General features: G+C 74.2%; 17 protein-coding genes. 9 read left to right on the forward strand and 8 right to left on the reverse strand.

What is annotated here, in order from left to right; all coding sequences use genetic code 11:
• Positions 1-207: 207 nt before the first annotated feature.
• Positions 208-1539: an MFS transporter gene (locus tag ACIQWA_RS21500; protein WP_402484608.1), complete on the reverse strand. Its 1332-nt coding sequence runs from the start codon at positions 1537-1539 to the stop codon at positions 208-210.
• A gap of 328 nt (positions 1540-1867) precedes the next feature.
• On the opposite strand from ACIQWA_RS21500, the gene ACIQWA_RS21505 reads away from it, so the two are divergent.
• Positions 1868-3505, forward strand: a complete 1638-nt coding sequence (locus tag ACIQWA_RS21505) for a hypothetical protein (protein ID WP_402484610.1) — start codon at positions 1868-1870, stop codon at positions 3503-3505.
• A gap of 72 nt (positions 3506-3577) precedes the next feature.
• On the opposite strand, the gene ACIQWA_RS21510 is transcribed toward ACIQWA_RS21505, so the two are convergent.
• On the reverse strand, positions 3578-4036 hold the full coding sequence (locus tag ACIQWA_RS21510; RefSeq protein WP_402484611.1) for a VOC family protein: 459 nt from the start codon (positions 4034-4036) through the stop codon (positions 3578-3580).
• A 136-nt stretch (positions 4037-4172) separates the two neighbouring features.
• Here ACIQWA_RS21510 and ACIQWA_RS21515 point away from each other — a divergent pair, with 136 nt between their 5' ends.
• On the forward strand, positions 4173-5399 hold the full coding sequence (locus ACIQWA_RS21515; protein ID WP_402484613.1) for a hypothetical protein: 1227 nt from the start codon (positions 4173-4175) through the stop codon (positions 5397-5399).
• 157 nt (positions 5400-5556) lie between these two features.
• A complete protein-coding gene (locus ACIQWA_RS21520; RefSeq protein ID WP_402484615.1) occupies positions 5557-7053 on the forward strand; it encodes an alkaline phosphatase PhoX in 1497 nt (498 codons plus the stop codon).
• Between the two features lie 98 nt (positions 7054-7151).
• On the opposite strand, the gene ACIQWA_RS21525 is transcribed toward ACIQWA_RS21520, so the two are convergent.
• Entirely contained in the window at positions 7152-8753 is a 1602-nt protein-coding gene (locus ACIQWA_RS21525) for a PucR family transcriptional regulator (protein ID WP_402484617.1), read from the reverse strand.
• Between the two features lie 144 nt (positions 8754-8897).
• On the opposite strand from ACIQWA_RS21525, the gene ACIQWA_RS21530 reads away from it, so the two are divergent.
• The 5 genes from ACIQWA_RS21530 to ACIQWA_RS21550 all read left to right on the forward strand — a co-directional run bounded on the left by ACIQWA_RS21530 (position 8898) and on the right by ACIQWA_RS21550 (position 14468).
• A complete protein-coding gene (locus tag ACIQWA_RS21530) occupies positions 8898-9494 on the forward strand; it encodes a PadR family transcriptional regulator (RefSeq protein ID WP_402484619.1) in 597 nt (198 codons plus the stop codon).
• Complete coding sequence (locus ACIQWA_RS21535) at positions 9491-10759, forward strand: FAD-dependent oxidoreductase (protein WP_402484621.1); 1269 nt, start codon at positions 9491-9493, stop codon at positions 10757-10759. Before ACIQWA_RS21530 ends, ACIQWA_RS21535 begins: the two co-directional genes overlap by 4 nt.
• Before the next feature lie 176 nt (positions 10760-10935).
• Positions 10936-12564: an L-glutamate gamma-semialdehyde dehydrogenase gene (pruA, locus tag ACIQWA_RS21540; RefSeq protein ID WP_360236240.1), complete on the forward strand. Its 1629-nt coding sequence runs from the start codon at positions 10936-10938 to the stop codon at positions 12562-12564.
• Positions 12565-12723: 159 nt separating this feature from the next.
• A complete protein-coding gene (locus ACIQWA_RS21545; RefSeq protein WP_402484623.1) occupies positions 12724-13653 on the forward strand; it encodes a proline dehydrogenase family protein in 930 nt (309 codons plus the stop codon).
• A gap of 122 nt (positions 13654-13775) precedes the next feature.
• Positions 13776-14468 carry an RraA family protein gene (locus ACIQWA_RS21550; protein WP_402484625.1) on the forward strand — a complete coding sequence of 231 codons (693 nt, stop codon included), beginning with the start codon at positions 13776-13778 and terminating at the stop codon, positions 14466-14468.
• A 10-nt stretch (positions 14469-14478) separates the two neighbouring features.
• Here ACIQWA_RS21550 and ACIQWA_RS21555 read toward each other — a convergent pair whose 3' ends face one another.
• The 4 genes from ACIQWA_RS21555 to ACIQWA_RS21570 all read right to left on the reverse strand — a co-directional run bounded on the left by ACIQWA_RS21555 (position 14479) and on the right by ACIQWA_RS21570 (position 18984).
• Entirely contained in the window at positions 14479-14967 is a 489-nt protein-coding gene (locus ACIQWA_RS21555) for a GNAT family N-acetyltransferase (protein ID WP_402484626.1), read from the reverse strand.
• Positions 14968-15013: 46 nt separating this feature from the next.
• Positions 15014-15982, reverse strand: coding sequence for an SGNH/GDSL hydrolase family protein (locus ACIQWA_RS21560; RefSeq protein WP_402484628.1), 969 nt, complete (start codon positions 15980-15982; stop codon positions 15014-15016).
• Between the two features lie 143 nt (positions 15983-16125).
• Complete coding sequence (locus tag ACIQWA_RS21565; RefSeq protein ID WP_402484630.1) at positions 16126-17472, reverse strand: TerD family protein; 1347 nt, start codon at positions 17470-17472, stop codon at positions 16126-16128.
• A gap of 147 nt (positions 17473-17619) precedes the next feature.
• A complete protein-coding gene (locus ACIQWA_RS21570) occupies positions 17620-18984 on the reverse strand; it encodes a hypothetical protein (protein ID WP_402484632.1) in 1365 nt (454 codons plus the stop codon).
• 330 nt (positions 18985-19314) lie between these two features.
• Between ACIQWA_RS21570 and ACIQWA_RS21575 the strand changes: the two genes are divergently transcribed.
• Positions 19315-19815, forward strand: coding sequence for an SsgA family sporulation/cell division regulator (locus tag ACIQWA_RS21575; RefSeq protein ID WP_360236258.1), 501 nt, complete (start codon positions 19315-19317; stop codon positions 19813-19815).
• Here ACIQWA_RS21575 and ACIQWA_RS21580 read toward each other — a convergent pair.
• On the reverse strand, positions 19767-21374 hold the full coding sequence (locus ACIQWA_RS21580; RefSeq protein WP_402484634.1) for a GAF domain-containing protein: 1608 nt from the start codon (positions 21372-21374) through the stop codon (positions 19767-19769). The genes ACIQWA_RS21575 and ACIQWA_RS21580 overlap by 49 nt on opposite strands.
• Positions 21375-21530 lie beyond the last annotated feature (156 nt).

Genomic DNA, 21530 nt, shown 5'->3' on the forward strand with positions numbered 1-21530 from the left:
CCGTGTGCCGCCCGGCCGGGCGGCACACGGCGAGGGTGGGGGCGGGCACCCGCCGAGAGGCGGGTGGGGGGTGGATGGTGGGGAACGGCGGTAGGGCTGCTCTAACGAAGCGGATGATGCGCGGGTGTTCAGCCGGTGGGGAAAGCGCCGCTGCCCGGGACTTCCGAAGGGGAAGTCCCGGGCAGCGGCGCTTGCTGTGTGACGGGGTCAGGCGGCCTTGGGCTTGCGGGCGACGGCGAGGGCCAGGGCCGCGCAGAGGAGGGCGGCGACGGTGGCGAAGCCGCTGATGGCGGGGAGGAGGCCGTAGCTCTTGACCAGGGCGCCGACGATGACGATGGGGAGGGAGCTGCCGAGGTAGACGATGACCCACAGGGAGCTCATCTCGGAGCCCCGGCGTTCCGGGTTCATCGCGGCGACGGCGGTGGTGAACAGGGAGCGGAAGGCCACGCCCTGGCAGGCTCCGCCCAGGACGCTGCCGATGAACAGCAGCGCGGGGGTGCCGGTGTACCCGGCGGCGACGACCAGGGCGAGGCCGGTGGCCAGGCCGGTCATGCCGAGGGCGACGACCGTGCGGTCGGCGGTGGGCGGGACGATCAGCTGGGCGGCGGCCGAGGAGCCGAGCAGCAGGGCGGCCACGATCGCGCCGGTCAGGTGCGAGTCGGTGTGCAGCAGCTTGGCGGAGAAGGCCGGAGCCAGGCTGAGGTAGACGCCGAAGACCGCGTAGGAGATGAAGCCGGCCGAGGCGGCGAGCAGGAACTCGCGGCGGCCGGTGACCGGCAGTCGCAGGCGCTGCGGGCGCAGGTGGGCCGGGGTGGTGATGCGGGGCGGCGACGCGGGCGGGCGGTTGCGGCCGGGCATCCGGGGGTGGACGACCGCCAGCGGTACGCAGAGCGCGAGCAGGGCGACGGCGTGCAGCAGGAAGGGCGTCAGCAGCGGGTCGGAGCCGTTCGCCAGCAGGGCGCCGACGACCGGGCCGAGCGCGACGCCACCCGCCGAGCAGGCCAGGGTGAGCTTGGCGGCCAGGGTCGGCCGGTCGGGCAGCAGGTCGCCGAGGGCGGCTCCGGCGGCGCCGGTGGACAGGCCGACGGCGATGCCCTGGACGGCCCGGCCGAGGGCGAGCTGCCAGAAGCTGTCGGAGGTGGCGAAGACGAGGTCCCCGGCGGCGGCCAGGACCACGGCGGGCAGGATCAGGGCGCGGCGGCCGAGGTGGTCGGACCAGTGGCCGACCACGGCCAGGACCGGGACCAGCGCGAAGACGTAGATCGTGAAGAGGATCGTGGTGTCGAGCGGGCCGAGGCCGAGGCGCTGCTGGATCATCGGGTAGATCGGCGTCGCCAGGTTGGCACCGATCAGCATGAACAGCAGGGCGGCGGCGACCAGGCCGACGCGTATGCCGCGCAGCGCGTTCCAGCGGCTGATCGCGGCGAGCTGGAGCTGGGCGCGGGGAGCGAGCTCCAGGGGGAGCAGGGCCTCCGACAGTCGGCGTCCGTCGTACTGCGCGGTGCGCAGCGCGGAGCCGGCGGGGGAGAGGTCCGCCATGGCAGGGGTCTCCTGTGGCCGGGCGCCACCGGGGTCGGCTGGGTGTGCCGGCGCGCCCGTCCTGAGGCGCTGTGGTGGTGGCCGCGGTGCGGGGCTCCCTGGTGGAGCGGGTGAGCTGAGAGAAGGGGGCTTCGTTGCCCGGTGGCGCGCGCGGGGTTGTGCGCGGTGCCAATGCGAAGGATAAGGGGTGGGCGCACGGAAGCGGCGCGCGCCCCTTTGCGCGCCCTGTGAGGCCGGGCATCGGGGGTGCCCGGCCTATACGCTGAGGTGGTAGATCGACACGCGGAGCTGTTCGAGCTGACCGCTGGCTGAGGGAGAGCACACGACGATGGCCGGACGACGTCGGAAGAACGCGGGGGCTTCGGCCGGAGAGGGTGCCGCCGAGGCGGTCCTGCCCGCGGACCTGGAGCTCCAGGACCTCTACGGGGCGTTCGCCGCGCACGGTCTGGACGACGAGGACCTGGACGACGCGGCGGTCCTGGTACCGCCGGTGAAGCTGCCTGCGGAGCAGGAGCTGGCCGAGCAGGCGAAGGCCGTGCCGATGTTCGGCTACGCGCTGGCGCTGGCCCGCTGGGCGTCCCCGCACCGGGTGGTGGACGAGTTCGGGGACCTGGTCGAGGAGGACCGGGCGCCGGTCGCCCGGCTGCTCGGGCTGGCCCCGGCCGAGGGCGAGGTGCCGGAGGAGGCCGAGGTCGAGGCGCTGCGGGCCTGGTCGCTGGCCTGCGACCTGGACCTGGTGGAGCTGGGCACGACCAAGGAGGGCGAGCACGTCGCCGTCCCGGGCCCGGACCTGGAGCCCGCCGAGCAGGGGGACGCGGAGACCGTCCTGGAGCTGTGGCTGACCGCCGCCGGGATCGTCCGGGAGCTGGCGGTGGAGGCGGACTCGCTGCCGGAGGAGGACGAGGGCGGGGAGCCGGCGGCCGCGGCGGCCGCGGCGGCCGGGGAGGACGAGGAGGACGAGGACGCCCTGAGCGAGGTCGAGGAGGCCCGGGACGCCGCCGCCGAGCTGCTCGACGAGGCGCTGCAGGTGCTGTACGAGACCACCGCCTTCGCCGAGCCGGGCAACGAGACGGTGCCGCTGGGCGTGCTGGCCGCGCTGCTGGTGGTGCCGGACGGCGAGGAGCCGAGCGAGGAGCTGCTCGGCGACATCACCGATGTGATGGTCGCCCTGGACCCGATGCTGGCCGACCTCGCCGAGCTGGGCCTGCTGGAGTACCGGCCGATCGACCCGGAGCTGTTCGACGAGGAGGAGGGCGAGGAGCCCGCCGTCGTCGGCGAGGCGCCGCTGGACGACGAGGAGTCGGCCCGCTTCGGACTCGTCCGGCTCACCCCGCTCGGCCAGTACGGCATCCGGCAGTGGCTGCTGGAGGACGGCTACGACGCGCCGCTGGTCGGCGAGCTGGCCCAGGGGGACGCCGCCGAGCTGCTGCGCGGGGTGTGCGAGGCGGCCAATGTGCTGCCGGAGGAGGAGCTGCGGGTCTGGGTGGTCGGCCGGGAGCCGGAGCCGGCGGCGCGCGAGCTGCTGGCGGCGGCGCGTGGCGACGACGCGTACGGTCCGCTGCGCCGGATGCTGTGCGTCTCGGCGCTGAACCTGCTGGGGGCGGGCGCCGAGCCCGCCGTCCGGGAGGTGCTGGACGACCCGGAGCTCGGCGGTGCGGCCCGGGCCTGGCTGTCGGCGCAGGGTGCGACGGACGTGCCGGTGCCGGAGCGGACGATGGCGCTGTGGACGGTGGTCGACACCTTCGCCGCCCAGCTGCTGGACAGCGGCGGCGACGCGGCGCTGCTGCGCGAGCTGATCACCGACCTGCCGGTGAAGGGCGACCCGGCGTCGTGGTTCGGTGAGCTGTGGCGGGTCGACCACCCGTACACGGCGGACGTCCTGGAGGCGATCGGGGAGCTGCACACGGACCGGGCGCTGGCCAAGGAGGCGCGCAAGGCGGCCTTCAAGGCCCGGTCGAAGGGCTGAGGAGGGGCTGGCGCGGGGTCGGCGAGGGGCCGGCGAGGGGCTGACGAAGGGCCGGCGAGGGGTCGGCGGCGGCTACGGGAGGTCCAGCGAGCCGTCCTCGGTGAAGGGGAAGAACGGGTTGTGGGCCAGCTCCCACAGGTGCCCGTCCGGGTCCTCGAAGTAGCCGGAGTAGCCGCCCCAGCTGGTCGGGACCGGCGGCTTGACCACCACGGCGCCGGCCTCGACGGCGGTGCGCAGCGCGGCGTCCACCAGGGCGGGGGACTCCAGGTTCACCGCCAGGGTGACGCCGCGGAAGGAGGGTTCGCCGGTCGCGGGCACGCCCGCGTCGGCGGCCAGCTCCTCGGTGGGGAAGAGGCCCAGCACCGAGTCGGCGGTGCGGAACCAGACGATCTCCGGACTGGAGGCGGAGGAGCGCCGCCAGCCGAGGTCCTGGTAGAAGCGGGCGCTCCGGTCGAGGTCGGAGACGCCGAGCGTGACGATGCTGATCCGGGCGGGGAAGGGGGGCTGGGCTGCGTCGTTCTGTGCTGTCATGCCGCCAGCGTAGGGAGGGCGGCTGACATCGTGGCCGACGGACACGGCCGCCGCCCCCGTACGGCAGCGGAGCTGATGACCCGGCAGCTCCCGGCACGTAAGGTGGCGTCAGCGGTGCGAGCGCGAGGACTCGGGGGTGCGGCAGAGGATGGTGCGGGAGAGCGGCGGAAGGCCCCAGGAGTGGAACGTCGAGCGGTCGGGGCCGGAGCGGCCGGGCGGGCAGGAGCGTTTCGCCGGCCAGGAGGAGTTCTCCCGCCGGACCCTCGCCGCGGTGGACTTCCCGGTGTACGGCGTGGTCGGGCCGCCCGGCCGGGGCGAGGCGCTCGCGGCCTTCGAGACCTGTGGCGGTGAGCTGCGCTGGGTCGAGGTGCAGTGCGGCGACTGGACCACCGCGGCCGGGCCGTACGTGACCGTGCGGACGTACCGGCCGGGGGCCGACGGCTGTGAGGTGCTGCCCGAGCTGGAGGACGTGGTCGAGGACGAACGGGACCGCGTCTACGAGCAGTTGGGCGTGGACGAGGGCGACGGGCCGGGCCGGGTGCGGACGCTGCGGGAGTGGATCACCGTGGACGGCGAGCCCTACCCGGTGGAGGTGCACGAGGACCTGCCGCTGCCCAACGGTGCGGTCGGTGCGGTTGGTGTGGTCGGCGGCGCGGCCGTCGGCGGTGCGGCGGCGGTCGGCGGCCCGGAGGCCGCCGGGCCGGTGTGGGCCGGCCGGTTGCGGGTCGACGGGCAGGCCGTCACGGTGTGCGGGCGCGGGCTGCCCCCCGGTGGGGTGGAGCTGGCCGGGATCGGGGACTTCGACTGCTACCTGCGCGGGCGCACCGAGCTGCTGCGCGACCTGGCCTCCCGGCGGGCCCGCTACGTACCGGTCGAGGAGCGTGAACTGCCGCCCGCCGCAGGGCTGGAGGCGCACCGGGAGCTGATCGCCCAGAGCATCGCGGAGGCCGCCGCGATCGAGGCGCAGGTGCGGGTCGGGCGGACGCCGCGACTGCCGCGCGGGCTGCGCGGGGACGTCTGCGCGGTGCGCTGGGAGGCGGCGGTGCGCCAGCAGATGCGGCTCGCCACCGAGACCCGGGAGGAGGCCGCGGCGGCGGTGACCTCGATGGTCAACCACCTCAACCGGCTGTCCCAGCAGACGCACTGGCTGATCGGCACCCCGGAGGGGGAGGCGGCGGTCGAGGAGGTGGTGCGGTACACCGTGTTCGCCAGCGAGGTGGCCAGCCTGCCGGCGCAGCGGGCCTGGGAGCAGCTGTGGCGGGAGCGCCCGGGGACGGCCGGGTCGGGCACCCCGGAGGAGCACCGGCTGGTGGAGCAGCTGTGGCTGTCGGCCTGGGAGCAGTGGCGGGCGGGGCGGGGCTGACCCGCGCTCGGTAAAGCTCGGGTCATGTGACGGTCATCGGTTGGCAAATGGTCGCCTCGTCGTGCGGTGGGCGTCATGCCGGGTTCATCCCTGCGGCGGAGTCTGCTGGGCGTCGACGACCTGCCTCGACGCCCGTACACCCCCAGGAGTTGCTGCCATGTCGCTGTCCCGCCGGGACTTCGTCAACCGTTCCACCCTCGTCGGGGCCGGCGTGCTGATCGCCGGCGGCGCAGAGGCGCTGGCCAGCGCCCCCGGTGCGATCGCCGCGCCGGTCGGCGGCGAGGCCCCGGTCGCCGCGGCCGGTGCCGCCGGGACCAACGCGGCGGGCGGCGCCGCGATCGGCTACGGCCCGCTGGTGCCGGACCCGGCCGGACTGCTCTCGCTGCCCAAGGGCTTCTCGTACAAGGTGCTCAACCGGGCCGGGCAGACCCGGCTGCGCACCGGCGAGTTCACCCCGAGCAACCACGACGGCACGTCCGCCTTCGAGGACGAGCGCGGCGGCAACCTGATGGTGGTCAACCACGAGCTGTCCGGCGCCCGGGCCAACTGGCCGTACCCGGTGCCGCTGACCGAGGGGCACGTCTACGACCCGGGTGCGGCCGGCGGCTGCACCATCGTGCACGCGAAGCGGGACGGCTCGGTCGAGCAGTGGGTCGGCATCGCCGGCACCGCCACCAACTGCGCGGGCGGGGTGACCCCGTGGGGCACCTGGCTGTCCGGCGAGGAGACCGAGGACAGGGCCGGCAAGAACGGCTTCACCAAGGACCACGGCTACGTCTTCGAGGTCGACCCCTTCGACGACGACTACAACCGCGACCCGCAGCCGGTGAAGGCCTTCGGCCGGTACGCCCACGAGGCCGTGGTGGTGGACCCGAAGCGCGGCCACGTCTACCTCACCGAGGACGCCTCCAACCCGAACGGGCTGCTGTTCCGCTGGACCCCGCCGGCCGGCTTCCGGCACGGCCGCCACCAGCTGCGCAGGCTCGCCGCCGACGCCGGCGTGCTGGAGGCCTTCAAGGTCTTCGACGCCCAGGGCCGGTTCGTCGACGACCTCTCCCGGGCCACCGAGGTCGGCACCGTCTACGGCGCCGACTGGGTCAAGGTGCAGGACCGCGACGCCCGGACCGTCTCGGTGCGCAAGCAGTTCAAGGAGGGCGAGGTCACCCGGGCCCGCAAGCTCGAGGGCATGTGGTGGGGGGACGGCGGCTTCTACTTCGTCTCCAGCTACGCCCGTTCGGAGAGCCCGGTGCAGCACGACGGCCAGGTGTGGTTCTACAACCCGGCGCGTCGCACCATCACCCTCAAGGTGCTGCTGGGCGTCAACGACGACGTCCTGGGCGACCACGACAACTACGACGGCCCGGACAACATCACCGTCTCGCCGTACGGCGGCATCGTGATCGCCGAGGACGGCAACGGGATCTCGCACCTGTTCGGCGCCACCGAGGACGGGCTGGTCTACCCGATCGCCCGTAACGAGCTGAACATCGGCAGCGCCGGCAGGCCCGAGTTCAGCGAGTTCACCGGGGTGACCTTCTCGGACGACGGCCGGACCCTGTTCGCCAACATCCAGGAGCCGGGCATCCAGTTGGCGATCAGCGGGCCGTGGCGCCGGCTGAACGAGCACAGGCGCGGCCAGGGGTACGGCGCCTGACCCTCCCGCCTGACCCCTCCCGCCTGACCCCCGGAGCGCGACCCCCGGAGCGCGACCCCCGGGGCCCGAGCTCCGAACCGTGACCGGCTGCCCGCGGACTACTCGTCCGCGGGCAGCCGCAGTTGCAGCATCGCCAGCAGCCGCTGCTGCGGCTGGGCGAGGTCGATGCCGGTCAACTGCTCGGCGCGGCGCACCCGGTAGCGCAGGGTGTTGGGGTGGATGTGCAGGGCGTCGGCGGCGACCCGGACCTCGCCGAGCGCGTCCAGCCAGGCGAGCACCGACTCTGCGAGCCGGGTGTGGTGGCGGCGGTCGTACTCGGCGAGCGCGGTCAGCCGCGGGTCGCGCAGGCCGGTGCGGTCCTGGAGCAGCGCGAGCACCTCGCTGACCAGCACCTCGGCCTGGACGTCGATCAGCGCCGCGACGTCGAGGTCGACCCCGCCGCGGCCCATCGCGTCCAGGATGCGGTCGGCCTGGGCGCGGGAGTCCGGCACCTGGGACAGGCCGTCGACGGTCGAGCCGATCGCGGCGCGCAGCGGGACGCCGAGGTGCTCCCGGGAGGCGGTGACCACCTCGGCCGCCCAGCCGCGCACGGTGGTCATCGGCAGGCCGGGCGGGAGTTCGGGCAGCAGCACGTAGACCCGGGACTCGATCGGGGCGAGCAGCGCGGCGCGGTGCCGGGCGGCGGTGTGCACCGAGATCAGGCCGGTGACGTCGGAGCGGTGCAGCGCCTCGGTGGTGTGGGCGCCGTACGCGAGCACGGTGGCCGGGCGGCGCAGGTCCAGGCCGAGGTGGGTGGCCAGCGACTGGGGGCCGGTGGAGCCTTCCAGCAGTCCGGTCAGCAGGGTCTGGGTGAGCCGGACGTCGGCGGACAACTCGCGTCGGCGGCGCACCAGTTGGGCAGCCGCGACCCGGGCGGCGCCGACCAGGGCCTGCTCGGCGTGGGCGGCCAGCGGCTGGGCGCCCTCCTGGACCCAGATGGTGCCGAGCGGCTGCGCGCCGGCCCGGATGCCGACCGCCAGGCGGCGGCGCAGGCCGAGTTCGGGGTGCGGCTCGACCGCGATCGGGGTGTCCGAGCTGCGCAGGTGCTGGAAGATGCCCCACTCGCGGAGCTTGGAGAGGTACGGCTCCGGGCCCTGCCAGCCGAGGATGGAGAGCCGGCGCAGGTCGTCGACCTCGTCGGAGTCGGAGGAGCGGGAGTAGGCGAGGACCCGGCTGGAGGTGTCCTCGATCGAGACGATGCCGTTGGTGAGCACGGCGACGGTCTGGGCGAGGGAGAAGAGGTCGCCCGCGTTGGGTTCGGGGGTGCCGGGGGAGTCCGGGGCGTCGGGGCCGGCGATGATCGCCCGGGCCAGCGAGTCCAGGTGCTCCCAGCGGGTCTCCCGGCGCACCGACAGCAGGGCGACGCCCGCGTCGGTGGCGGCCTCGCGCAGGGCGTCGGCCTGGCCGGGGGCGTCCAGCTTGACCGCGACGGCGGCGGCGCCGGCCCGGCCGGCCGCGCGCAGAGCGGGGAGGGCGGCGCGGCCGCGGGCGCCGATGGCGAGGACGAGTTCACCGGGGGAGGAGGTGGGAGGGTCCTCCGGGTCCAGGATCGCGACGTCGCGGACGGGGACGTCCAGGCCCTGGGGGGCGGCCTGGAGTTCGACCAGGGGTTCGCCCAGCGACATCAGCAGCTGGCGGAGCGGGAGGCCGGGGGTGGTCACTCCGGACCTCCTTCATCCGCTCGGACAACGGTGTGTGGTTGATTTTAGCCGGGCGGACAGCATCGCGGTTCGTCTCTCGAAAATAGTTGACTCTGACTATTCAGGAGTGGATAGTCGGTGCTGACCAAGAGATGAGGATGTCTCGTGGCGAAGCGACGCAAGGTGTCGAACCCGCTGGCGCTCGCGGTCCTGGCCGAACTCATGGCCGAGCCGATGCACCCGTACGAGATGGGTCGTCGGCTCAAGGAGCACGCCAAGGACCGCAACATCAAGTACAACCGCAGCTCGCTCTACATGGTCGTGGAGCAGCTGCGGAAGGCCGGGTTCGTCGCCGAGCAGGAGACCGTCCGCGACACCCAGCGGCCGGAGCGCACCGTCTACGCCCTCACCGAGGAGGGGCGGGCGGAGCTCTTCGACTGGATGCGCGAACTCGTCGCCGAACCGCGGCACGAGTACCCCGCGTTCGGGGTCTCGCTGTCGCTGCTCATGGTGCTCCCGCCGGCCGAGTCGGTGGAGCTCCTGGGTCGGCGGCTGACCGCCCTGACCGCCGAGGCGGCGGGGATCCGGGAGGCCCTGCGCAAGGCCACCGAGGAGGGTGTCGGCTGGCTCTTCCTGATCGAGGAGGAGTACCGGGTCGGCGGCCTGGAGACCGAGATCGCCTTCGTCGAGCGCCTCATCGCCCAGCTCCGGGAGCCGGACTTCGTCCGGACCTGGCAGGAGTACTTCGGGAGTCTGCAATGAGTGCACCGCGAACCGTCCGCACCGCGAAGAAGGCCCTGGTCATCGGCGGCGGTATCGCCGGCCCGGTGACGGCACTGGCGCTGCGCAGGGCCGGCCTCGAGGCCGAGGTCTTCGAGGCCTACGAGGCCTCCGCCGAGGGCATCGGCGGCACGTTCATGATCGCCCCCAACGGCCTCGGCGCCCTCGCCGTGGTCGGGCTGGAGGAGGAGGTCGGGCAGGTCGGCCAGCCGATCGGGCCGATGCTGATCGAGGACGGCAGGGGCGGCGTGCTGGCCGAGTTCGCCGGCCTCACCGACCTGCCGCGCGGGCGGGTGATGCGCCGCGCCGAGCTGTACCGGGTGCTGCAGCGGCGGCTGGCCGGGGCCGGGATCCAAGTCCGGTACGGCAAAAGGCTGGTGGGCGCCGAGGAGGGCGCCGACGGGATCACCGCACGGTTCGCCGACGGCACCAGCGCCACCGGCGACCTGCTGATCGGCGCCGACGGCACCGGCTCCACCGTTCGCACCCTGATCGACCCGGACGCGCCCGCCGCCAGGTACACCGGCCTGCTCGGCGTCGGCGGCTACAGCCCGTACCGGCTGCCCGGCCGGGCCGGACGCGGCGAGACCATGCACTTCGCCAACGGCGCCCGGGCCTTCTTCGGCTACTGGGGCCTGCCCGAGGGCCGCGGCACCGCCTGGTTCAGCAACATCCCGCAGCCCGAGCAGCTGACCACCGAGCAGGTCCGCGCCGTCGGCCGGGAGGAGTGGCTGCGCCGCTGCCGCGAGCTGCACGCCGACGACCGCCCCGCCCGCGAGGTGCTGGCGGTCGCCGACGCCGGGACGGTCGAGACCTTCCCCCGGCTGGAGATCATGCCGTCCGTCCCGCACTGGTACCGCGGCCGGATGGTGCTGGTCGGCGACTCGGTGCACGCGCCGTCCAACAGCTCCGGCCAGGGCGTCTCGCTCGCCGTCGAGAGCGCCGTCGAACTCGCCCGCTGCCTGCGCGACCTGCCCGACCACACCGAGGCCTTCGCCGCGTACGAGGCGCTGCGCCGGCCCCGGGTGGAGCGGATCGCCGCCGCGGCCGAGCGCACCAACAACCAGAAGGCCTCCGGGGCGGTCGGGCGGCTGGTGTTCCGGTTGGTCGCGCCGATCATGGCGCGGACCGTGATGAGCCCGGAGAAGCTGCTCCGGCCGGTGCACGGGTACCGGATCGACTGGGAGCGGCGGGTGGTGCCTGCGGGACAGCTGGGGCGGGAGGGGCGGTCGGACCGGGCCGCCTGACGGGCGGTCGTGACCGCGGCGTGACCGCCTTCGTCGGGCCGGACAACGCCGTACGGGGGAATTTAGCCGCCCGGCCAATCAAGTGGCCCGGCGGGCAGGAATAGCGTTCGTGCTGTGGCCTGCGCGTGACCCGTGCAGGCCTTCCCCCGCATTGAACGAAGGAGAGCGTGCGCCTCATGGACGCTGTGACCCAGGTCCCCGCGCCGGTGAACGAGCCGGTCCACAGCTACGCCCCCGGCAGCCCCGAACGGGCTCGCCTGGAGGCCAAGCTGAAGGAGCTGGGCGGCCAGGAGCCGGTCCAGCTGACCATGACGATCAACGGTGAGCGCCGGATGGGCGGCGGCACCGAGATCCACGTCGTCCAGCCGCACAACCACGCGGCTCGGCTCGGCACCCTGCGCAACGCCACCCAGGCGGACGCGCAGGAAGCCATCGACACTGCCCTGGCCGCTGCCCCGGCCTGGCAGGCGCTCTCCTTCGACTCGCGCGCCGCGATCTTCCTCAAGGCCGCCGACCTGCTGGCCGGCCCCTGGCGCGAGACCCTGGCCGCCGCCACCATGCTCGGCCAGTCCAAGACCGCCCAGCAGGCCGAGATCGACACCCCCTGCGAGCTGGTCGACTTCCTGCGCTTCAACGTGCACTTCGCCCGCCAGATCATGGCCGAGCAGCCGATCTCCTCGGACGGCGTGTGGAACCGCAGCGACCACCGCCCGCTGGAGGGCTTCGTCTACGCGATCACCCCGTTCAACTTCACCGCGATCGCCGGCAACCTGCCGACCGCGCCCGCGCTGATGGGCAACGTGGTGCTGTGGAAGCCGTCCCCCACCCAGCAGTACTCCGCGCACCTGCTGATGCAGCTGCTGGAGGAGGCCGGCCTGCCCAAGGGCGTCATCAACATGGTGACCGGCGACGGCCTGGACGTCTCCGCCGTCGCGCTCAAGCACCCCGCGCTGGCCGGCATCCACTTCACCGGCTCCACCGCCACCTTCCAGCACCTGTGGCGCGAGGTCGGCAACAACATCGCCGGCTACCGCACCTACCCGCGGATCGTCGGCGAGACCGGCGGCAAGGACTTCCTGGTCGCCCACCCGTCCGCCGACCCGGCCGTGCTGAAGACCGCGATGACCCGCGGCGCCTTCGAGTTCCAGGGCCAGAAGTGCTCGGCGCTCTCCCGCGCCTACGTCCCCGCCTCGATCTGGGCCGGCCTCAAGGACGAGTTCGCCGCCGAGGTCGACGGCCTCACCATGGGCGACGTCAGCGACCTGTCCAACTTCATGTCGGCCGTCATCGACGAGCGCGCCTTCGCCAAGAACAAGGCCGCCATCGACCGCGCCCACGCCGACGCCTCCGTCGAGGTCATCGCCGGCGGCACCTACGACGACTCGGTCGGCTACTTCGTCCGCCCGACCGTCCTGGTCTGCCAGGACCCGGCCTCGGAGTACTTCCGCGACGAGTACTTCGGCCCGATCCTCGCCGTGTACGTCTACGAGGACGAGAAGTACGAGGAGATGCTGGCCCAGATGGAGTCCGTGTCGCCCTACGGCCTGACCGGCTCGATCATCTCCCAGGACCGCGCCGCGGCCCAGGACGCGATGCACAAGCTGCGCTTCGCCGCCGGCAACTTCTACATCAACGACAAGCCCACCGGCGCCGTCGTCGGCCAGCAGCCCTTCGGCGGCGGCCGCGCCTCCGGCACCAACGACAAGGCCGGCGCCAAGCAGAACCTGGCCCGCTGGACGTCGACCCGCTCGGTCAAGGAGACCTTCGTCCCGCCGACCGACTACCGCTACCCGCACATGGGCTGACCAGCCCTGTCGCCGATCGATCCGCTGTAGAGGCCATCGGTCACCCGCGACGCCCGGCCCCGCAGCCGGGTGTCGCCCCGCCGGGGCGGCGGCCTACCCCCGTACCGCCGCCCCGGCCCTTTTCTGCCACCCTTGGAAACACCAGCTCCAGGAGTCCCGATGCTCCGTTCCGCCCTTCTCGCGGCCTCACGGTCCCCCCAGGTCCGCACCGTGGTCGAGAAGTTCCCCCCGACCCACGCGATAGTCGAGCGCTTCGTCGCCGGTGACGTCCTCGACGACGCCGTCACCGCGACCGACGACCTGGTCGCCACCGGCCGCAAGGTCACCCTCGACCACCTCGGCGAGGACACCAAGGACGCCGCCCAGGCCGCCGGCACCGCCGAGGCCTACGAGCACCTGCTCAAGGCCCTCAAGGAGACCGGCCTCGCCGCCGCCGCCGAGGTGTCCGTCAAGCTGTCGGCCGTCGGCCAGTTCCTGCCGGTGGACGGCGAGAAGATCGCGCTGGAGAACGCCCGCCGCATCTGCGAGGCCGCCGCCGACGCGGGCACCACGGTGACCCTCGACATGGAGGACCACACCACCACCGACTCCACCCTCGCCATCGCGCGCGAGCTGCGGGCGGACTTCCCCTGGCTGGGCGTCGTCCTCCAGGCCTACCTGCGCCGCACCGAGGCCGACTGCCGTGAGTTCTCCGGCGCCGGCTCCCGCGTGCGCCTGTGCAAGGGCGCCTACAAGGAGCCCGAGTCGGTCGCCTTCCAGGGCAAGCACGAGGTCGACCTCGCGTACGTCCGCGCGCTCAAGATCCTGATGGCCGGCGAGGGCTACCCGATGATCGCCTCGCACGACCCCAACATGATCAAGATCGCCGGCCAGCTGGCCCAGTGGAACAACCGCACCCGGGACTCCTTCGAGTACCAGATGCTGTTCGGCATCCGCCCCGAGGAGCAGCTGCGCCTCGCGGAGGAGGGCAACACCATGCGGGTCTACCTCCCGTACGGCCAGGAGTGGTACGGCTACTTCATGCGCCGCCTCGCCGAGCGCCCGGCCAACCTCACCTTCTTCCTGCGCGCCATGGCCACCCGTAGCTGACCCTGGCGGCAGGATGAACGGCCCGCACCCCTGACGGGGGGTGCGGGCCGTTCCGTTGTTCCGGCGGCCGGGCTTAGGATCTTCGCTGCTGTGAACTGGGCTTTTGGTGGGAGGAGTTGGGGATGTTGAAGCAGTTCGAGGGGCTGTCGACGCCGTTGGTGGCGGATGCGTGTGTGCGGCTCGGGGTGGGGGTGCGGGCGGCGCCGGTGGGGGTGGGGGCGGTGGTGGCCGGGGCCCGGGTGGCGGGGCGGGTGCTGCCGGTGCGGCACTACGGGAGCGTGGACGTGTTCCTGGAGGCGTACGGGGGCGCGCTGGACGGGGACGTGCTGGTGATCGACAACGGCGGGCGGACCGACGAGGCCTGCATCGGGGACCTCGCGGTGCTGGAGGCGCGGGCCGCCGGGGTGGCCGGGATCGTGGTGTGGGGGCTGCACCGGGACACCCCCGAGCTGATGGAGATCGGGCTGCCGGTGTTCAGCTACGGCGCGCTGCCGGTGGGGCCGCTGCGGCTGGACGGGCGGGAGCCGGAGGTGCTGGAGTCGGCGCGGTTCGGGCCGCACCTGGTGACCACCGGGGACACGGTGTTCGCGGACGCCGACGGTGTGCTGTTCGTGCCGGCCGACCGGGCCGGAGAGGTGCTGGAGACGGCCGCCGGGATCGCCGCCACCGAACGGGCGCAGGCCGGGCGGATCACGGCCGGGGACACCCTGCGGAGGCAGACCCGCTTCGAGGAGTTCCTGGAGCGGCGCGCCGCCGACCCGTCGTACAGCTTCCGGCAGCACCTGCGGCGGGTCGGCGGGGCGATCGAGGAGTAGCCCCCCGTGGTTACAGCGGGCGGTACATGACGTGCAGGCCGACGTAGCCGTCGACCGGGTGGTGGAAGGCCTCGGGGACGGTGCCGACCACCTCGAAGCCCAGCGAGCGGTAGAGCTTGACGGCGTGGTCGTTGTTGGCGACCACCGCGTTGAACTGCATGGCGCGGAAGCCCGCCCCGCGGGCCCAGTCGAGGGTGTACTCGACCAGGGCCCGCCCGATGCCCTTGCCGTGGTGGGCCGGGTCGACCATGTAGCTGGCGCTGGCCACGTGCCCGCCGTTGCCGGGGCGGTTGCGGTTCATGGTGGCGGTGCCGAGGACCGTGCCGTCCTCGTCGACGGCGACCACGGTGCGGTCGGGGGCGGTCTTCATCCACCACTCCCGGCCCAGCTCGGAGGGCATGTCCAGGGGGTAGGGGAAGGTCTCGCCGGCGGCGACGATGTCGTGGAAGAACGGCCAGATGGCCGACCAGTCCTCGGGGGTGGCTTCGCGGATGATCATCGGATCAGGATGATCCCCGAGGGCGGGCCGCGCCACCGCTTTTCCCTCAGTCGCCGAGGATGACTGTCTCGACCCGGGCGGCGGCGAAGGCCTGGCCCTTGGCGTTGGGGTGCACCAGCGCGTACTCGAGGGGCAGGATGCTGGTCAGCAGGCCGTCCAGCCAGTGGTCGGGGTCGCAGGCGCTGTGTCCGGCGCTGGCCGGGTAGAGGTCGACGAAGGTGTCGCGGTGGGCGGCGGTGTCCTGCTGGATGACCGCGTTGAGCGGCTCCAGGATGGCGGCCCGCGCCCAGGCGAGGTCTCCGGTGGTGAAGGTGGCGAACTGCAGCGGGTCGCCGTACCGGCAGCGGTTGGCGTCCTCGGGGACGAGGTGCGGGTAGCCGACGGTGACGACCTTGGCGGACGGGGCCTTGGCGTGCAGTGCGGTGAGCATCTGGTCGTAGCCGGAACGGAGTTGGTTGAGGCGGCCGGGCAGCTGGGTGTCGTACTTGTCCTTGCAGGGCGTACCGGTGTTTCCGGTCCCGGCGCCGAGTGTGACGCAGTCCTCGAGGATCTGGGCGAAGCCGAGGTCGTTGCCGCCGATCCCGACGGTGATCAGGTCGGTGCTCTGGCTGACGGCGTCGATCTGCGGCGGGACCGGCGGGAACGGCGCGTCCGGGTCGGTGCCGTACGGCGGGAGCGGCCGGCCGAGCGGGGACAGCTCGGTCGCGTAGACGCTCCCGGTGGTGGCGCCGCTGCAACTGACGTTGCGCAGGTCGACCAGCGGGCCGAGGTCGCGGCGGATGACCTCCGGGTAGGAGCCGGTGGTGCGGGCACAGCCGTCGCGCGGGGTCTCGAACTCGTCGCCGGTGGCCTGGATCACCCCGGCGGTGTACGAGTCGCCGAGGGCCACCCACTCCAGCCCGGCGGCGCGGGTGACGGGCTTGGCGGCGGCCTCGGCGGTGGTGGGGGTGATCAGGCCGACGGCCAGGGCGGCGGCGGTGCCGGCGACGACGAGGCGGGACGGGATGTGCGGCACGGTCTCTCCTCCTTGGATGCAGGGGAGAGCGCGAATCACCCCCCGGAGAGTCAATCGAGTCGATCCGCGAACGACTTGATGCCCCTGGGAGGTGAAATCGGCGGCGTGGCTTTGACATTGAGTGGATGCGGTCGGGACCGGGATCAGAGGAGGGCGGCGGAGGGTTCGATCATCGCCCGGGCGGTCTTGCCGTCGACGAACTCGCCGAGCGCCGTCATCTCCCACTCACCGGTCGGGCGGCGGACCAGCTTGCACATCACCACGCCGGTGCGCGGCTCGGAGTGGGTCAGGTCGAAGCGGACCAGCTCCTCCTCGGTGCGGACGTCCACCAGGCGGCAGTAGGCGTTCCGCAGCTCGGTGAACTTCTGGCCGGAGAAGGAGTTGACCACGAACACCAGCGCGTGGACCTCGGTCGGCAGGCCCTCCAGGTGGACGGTGATCGCCTCGTCGTCGCCGCCGTCACCGCCGACCAGGTTGTCACCGGAGTGGGCGATCGCGCCGTTGAAGATGCTCAGCTTCATGAACCAGGCCGTCTCCAGGCGCTGGTGCTTGGCGTCGAAGGCCAGGCAGGAGGCGTCCAGGTCGATGTCGCGGCCGCGGGCGGCGGACTCCCAGCCGAGGGCCATCCGGACCGAGGAGAGGAAGGGGCGGCCGTTCTTCACCAGGGAGACGGAGCTGCCCTTGACCAGGCTGACCCGGCCCTTGTCCAGGGTGACCTTGGGGCGCTCGGCGGGGGTGGGGGCGGGGGCGGCTGCGGGGGCCGGGGGCTCCGGGGGTGCGGCGGGCATGGCCGGGACGGTGGCCATGGCGATCCGGGGGTCGACCGCGGGAGCCGGGGGTGCCGGGGGTGCCGGGGGGACGGGCGGGGCCGGGGGCACCGGCGGGACGGGCGGCAGCGGGAGGTCGGCCGGCGAGTGCAGTTGGACGGTCGGCTGCGGGGCCGGGGCCGGGGTGGGTGCGCTCGTTGCGCTCGGCGGGGCCGGGGTGTCGTCGACGGCGACGCCGAAGTCGGTGGCGATGCCCGCCAGACCGTCCGCGTACCCCTGGCCGACCGCGCGCACCTTCCAGACCCCGTTGCGCCGGTAGATCTCGACCACGATGAGCGCGGTCTCCAGGCCCAGCCGGGGCGGGGTGAAGGTGACCAGGACGGCGCCGGTGTCGGCGTCCCGGACGGTGGCGGTGGGCTCGATCCCGGCGAAGGTGGCGGACTGGTCGGCCGGGCTGGCGGTGACCACGACCTTGCTGATGTCGGCCGGAACGGCCGGGGTGTCGACGGTGATCACGTCAGGTGCTCCGGCGGCGGCCGGGCGCAGGCTCACGCCCGGGCCGTGCGGGGCGTTGAAGAAGACGAAGTCGGCGTCCGAGCGGACCTTGCCGGCGTCGGTCAGCAGCAGGCCGGAGACGTCCAGCGCCTTGGGCGCGGTGACCTCGACGGTCACCCGCGCGGCGGTCAGCGGTGCGTTGCCGCCTTGGGTCAGGACGGTGGACAAGGACTCCTCCTCGGGTGCGGAACGACGGCCCGGGCCGGGGCCGCTGGGGGCGTCGGGCCGGGTGCTGCACACAGTAACGAACGGGGGTGCGGGGATGAGCCCGGTCAGCTGGCCGATCGTCGGACGATCGGATCGGCCGAGGGGAGGTCAGCGGACCTGGCCCGCCGGCTGCCGGGCGGCCTGCGGCGCGGGCTGGGGTACGGGCTGGGGTACGGGCTGCTGGGGCGCCCGCTGCGGCGCGGTCTGCTGGGTGGGCTGCGGCTGGGTGGGCTGCGGCGCCGACGGGCCGAAGCCGCCGAGCGCGGCGACCGCCCGGGGGTGGTCGATGCCGAAGGCCGCGGCGTTCCAGCTCTCCTGCGAGCCCGACCTGCGTACCGGGCCGCCCTGCTCGGCCGGGCGGCTGCCGCGCACGACGAAGCCGTAGCGGCCGGGCTCGACGTCGGTGCCGGGCGGGGTGGTGAAGCGGTAGACCAGGCTGCCGCGCTCCTGCTGGGTGGTCACCACGGCGCCCGGCAGGTCGGTCCAGACGGTGCCGGTGCCGGGGGCCAACTCGCCTGCGGTGAGCCGGAATTCGGCCTGGAGTGCGGTGACCGGTTCGGTCACGGTGAGGTCCAGCGCGTGCCGGAGGCCGTCGCGGCCGAGGGTGGTGGTCAGTCCGGTGCCGGTCAGGGCCTGGTCGGCGTCCGGGGTGGCGTCGTCGGTGGCGCCGTCGGCGGCCCCGGTGTCCTCGGTGCTGTCGGTGCCGTTGGTGGCACCGGTGCTGGCGGTGCCCTCGGTGCCGGCGGTGTTTCCGGGGACGGCGCCGGCCGGTGGCGGCGGGAGCGGGCGGCCCGGGCCGGGGAGGGCGGCGCCCGGGCGGCCGGGCTTGGCCGGCTGGAGCGCGGGCGGGCGCGGGGATTCGCCCGTGCCGGCTGCTCCGACGTCGGGTCGTCCGGTACCCGCCTGCCCGGTACCCGGCTGCCCGGGGGCCGGGGTGGACGGGTCGGCGGCCGTGGGCGGCTGGGCGGAGGGGGAGGCGCCGACGGCCGGGGTGTCGGCCGAGGGGTGCGGGTCGTGCCCGGCGGAGGCCTGCCCGCCGGTCGACGGCGTGACCGGGACGGCCGTTCCGGCCCGCAGCCCCGACGGCGGCGTGGCGGCGGCGTTGGCCGGGCCGGACGGGTGCGTGGAGGGACGGCCGGAGGCCTTCGGGGCGTGCGGGCGGCCGGAGGGCGGGGGAGGGGTGTCCGTGGTCCGCTCGGAGGCGGCCTCGGCCTGGTCCGTACCGCTCGGGCTGGGCGGCGGAGTGGTGCCGACCCGGGCGACGCCGGCCCGACGGCCGATGCCCTGCTGCTCGTTCAGCAGCAGGGTGGTGGCGATGCTGATGCCCACCACGGTGGACATCGCCATCGCGGCACCGGAGAAGCGCAGGGTGGGCAGCCGGAAGCGGCCGCCGAACGGGCGGGGCCGACCGTGCCGGCCCTGTCGTGCGGGTTCGTGCTGCACGTCCCGCGTGGTCTCCCCACGCACAGCCACCGGACCCCTCCCTCCCCGAAGCCGCCGTCGCGTCGCCGTATTCTCCCACGCACCACCGCCGGGCAGCGGTCCGGCCGTTCCGGGCCGGCCTCGCGGGCGGGCCCGCGCCGGGAGGGGGAGAGCGTACCAGCGGGTGGCCGGACGACGGACAGTATCCCTCCATTTTCCGGACATCCGTTCGATGAGCGGAAGTTGACGGTCCGTCTGGTATTCCTGGTAAGGATCGACGGGCCCGGGCGGGGATTGTTGCAACCCCCTTGCAACCCTTGCCCGCCCGGTCGCCGGTGACGCAGGCTGATGGCATCCCGCGCCGTTCCCGGAGAGACCGTCATGCCGCCCGACCCGCTGTCCGCAGCCTCCAGTGCCCCCCTCGCCGCCACCCCCACGGGCGGCGATGGGGGTGGCTCCGCCGCCGCTCCGGCGTCGGTGGAGGAGGTGCTGACGCTGCGGATCTCACTGGGCGACGAAGTGGTCGGCGAGGTGTGCACCCGGTTCCGCTTCGACACCGCACGGCCCTACGAGGTGCTGCTGACCTTCCACCTGGGGCGTCCGGACGAGGCGGACTGGGTGTTCTCCCGCGACCTGCTGCGCGACGGACTGCAGGGGATCAGCGGCCAGGGCGACGTCAAGCTGTGGCCGGCGTACTGCCCCTGCCACGGCTCGACGCTGCACCTGGCGCTCGAATCCCCGCACGGCAGCGCCCTGCTGGAGGCCTCCAGGCCCCGGGTGCAGGCCTGGCTGGACCGCACCTACGCGCTGGTCTCGGCCGAGGCCGAGCGCGACTACGGGCCCACCGACGCCCAGCTGGCCGCGCTGCTCGCGGGCGGCTGAGGAGCGCAACCTCCCCTCGCGGGTGGGGTGTTGGCGGTGGTGCTGTCGGTGACAGCGCTGTGGGTGGACGCGCCGTTCGTGGGGGTGCCGTTCGCCGGTGCGCACTGCGCGGCCGGGGCGTCGTCCGGGACCGGCGGGCCCCCGCCGTGGCGCGGGGGCGGCACGGGTACCGCGGCCCCGGGCAGCCGGACCAGGCCCGCCACCAGCTCCGCCCGCAGCCGCCGTACCGCGGGGGCGGTGGAGGAGGGCAGCAGGTCGAGCGGATCGGCCGGCCCCTCCACCGTGACCAGCACCGAGTCGGCGAAGCGGTACGGCCGGTGGGCCAGCAGGCCGCCCAGGTAGCGGCGCAGCCGGGACAGTTCGGCGCGCACCGTGACCGTCCGCCCCGCGTCGCCGAACAGCGCCTCGGCCAGCTGGGCCGCGGTGCTGCCCTCGCGGGCGGTGGCGAGCAGCAGCAGGAGCTCGGCGTGGCGCGGGCTGACCGGGTGCGACCAGCTGTCGGCCGCGCTCCGGACGGACAGTTCGGGGCGGTCCGGTCGGCGCAGGTCGAGCCGGAGCCGGGCGCCCTCGGCGCGTTCGGCGGTCACCGTGCCGGAGCCGTCCGCCCCGGTCGGCCGGACGGGCCGCACCAGCCAGCCGTCCGCGAGCGGCTCCAGCACGCACTCGCCCAGCCCCGGCACCCAGTGCACGGCGGCCGGGTCCCAGCCCTCGCTGGGGACGCGCAGCCGGCTCTGCGGCGGCAGCCCGGCCGAGGCGGCGGTCCAGCCGGCCGCGTCCACCACCAGGGCCGGTCCGCCGACCCGGGCGAGCAGCGGGGCGGCCAGGGTGCGCAGCTGGTTCAGCGCCTCCAGGCGGCGGGCACGCAGTTCGGTCTCGGCGAGCCGGGCGGCGGTGGCGGTGAGCTGGAGCAGGTAGGGGCGGACGTTGTGGGCCGGGCCGCTGAGGTTGATGGCGCCGACCAGCCGCCCGGTGGCCGGGTCGTGCACGGGGGCGGCCACGCAGGTCCAGGTGTGGTGGCTGCGCAGGTAGTGCTCCGCGGAGTGGACGTGCATCGGGCGCTGGGCGCGCAGCGCGACGCCGATGCCGTTGGTGCCTACGGTCTCCTCGGTCCAGCGGGCGCCGGTGACGAAGCCGATCCGGTCGGCGCTGCGGCGCAGGCCGCGTTCGCCCTCCTGCCAGAGCACGTGGCCCTCGGCGTCGGCGATGGCGAGGATCAGCGGGGCCTGGCTCACCGGCTCCAGCAGGGTCTCGCGCAGCACCGGCATGACGTTGTCGAGGCCGCTGGCCCGGCGGCGCTGCTCCAGCTCGGCGGGGCCGAGCAGGACGGTGGAGGCGCCGGTGTCGGGGTCGAGGCCGAGGCGGCGCAGCCGGGCCCAGGAGTCGCCGATCTCGGGGCGGGGTTCGAGCCGGCCGGGCGTACCGGGCCCGGTGCTCTCGGGGAGGACGAGTTCGCGGGCGGCGGCGTCGGCGAGGGTGCGTTCGTGGACCCTGGCCAGCTCCGCCGCGGTCGGCGGGGTGCGGCGCTCTGGTCGTCGGGACTGCCGTCCGGTCTGCCGCACTCGGGTTGCTCCTCGCCGCCGTTCGAGGACGCGCCGGGGTCGACGCGCTGACGAAAGCGTACGGGTGCGATGGGCGCGTGGGGACGGGGTCTGCCAAGTCCGCATACCGGTCGGTACGGAAACGGCGCGGGGCGCCCGGCCGAGGTTCGTTCGGGG

Origin of the sequence: Kitasatospora sp. NPDC098652, from assembly GCF_044760155.1 — a bacterium.
In the GTDB taxonomy this organism is placed as follows: domain Bacteria; phylum Actinomycetota; class Actinomycetes; order Streptomycetales; family Streptomycetaceae; genus Kitasatospora.

What these genes read in the sequence shown, in the direction of transcription:
- ACIQWA_RS21500 (WP_402484608.1), bottom strand. Translation starts at nt 1,539, where the DNA reads ATGGCGGACCTCTCCCCCGCCGGCTCCGCGCTGCGCACCGCGCAGTAC.
- ACIQWA_RS21505 (WP_402484610.1), top strand. Translation starts at nt 1,868, where the DNA reads ATGGCCGGACGACGTCGGAAGAACGCGGGGGCTTCGGCCGGAGAGGGT.
- ACIQWA_RS21510 (WP_402484611.1), bottom strand. Translation starts at nt 4,036, where the DNA reads ATGACAGCACAGAACGACGCAGCCCAGCCCCCCTTCCCCGCCCGGATC.
- ACIQWA_RS21520 (WP_402484615.1), top strand. Translation starts at nt 5,557, where the DNA reads ATGTCGCTGTCCCGCCGGGACTTCGTCAACCGTTCCACCCTCGTCGGG.
- ACIQWA_RS21535 (WP_402484621.1), top strand. Translation starts at nt 9,491, where the DNA reads ATGAGTGCACCGCGAACCGTCCGCACCGCGAAGAAGGCCCTGGTCATC.
- pruA (WP_360236240.1), top strand. Translation starts at nt 10,936, where the DNA reads ATGGACGCTGTGACCCAGGTCCCCGCGCCGGTGAACGAGCCGGTCCAC.
- ACIQWA_RS21545 (WP_402484623.1), top strand. Translation starts at nt 12,724, where the DNA reads ATGCTCCGTTCCGCCCTTCTCGCGGCCTCACGGTCCCCCCAGGTCCGC.
- ACIQWA_RS21550 (WP_402484625.1), top strand. Translation starts at nt 13,776, where the DNA reads ATGTTGAAGCAGTTCGAGGGGCTGTCGACGCCGTTGGTGGCGGATGCG.
- ACIQWA_RS21555 (WP_402484626.1), bottom strand. Translation starts at nt 14,967, where the DNA reads ATGATCATCCGCGAAGCCACCCCCGAGGACTGGTCGGCCATCTGGCCG.
- ACIQWA_RS21575 (WP_360236258.1), top strand. Translation starts at nt 19,315, where the DNA reads ATGCCGCCCGACCCGCTGTCCGCAGCCTCCAGTGCCCCCCTCGCCGCC.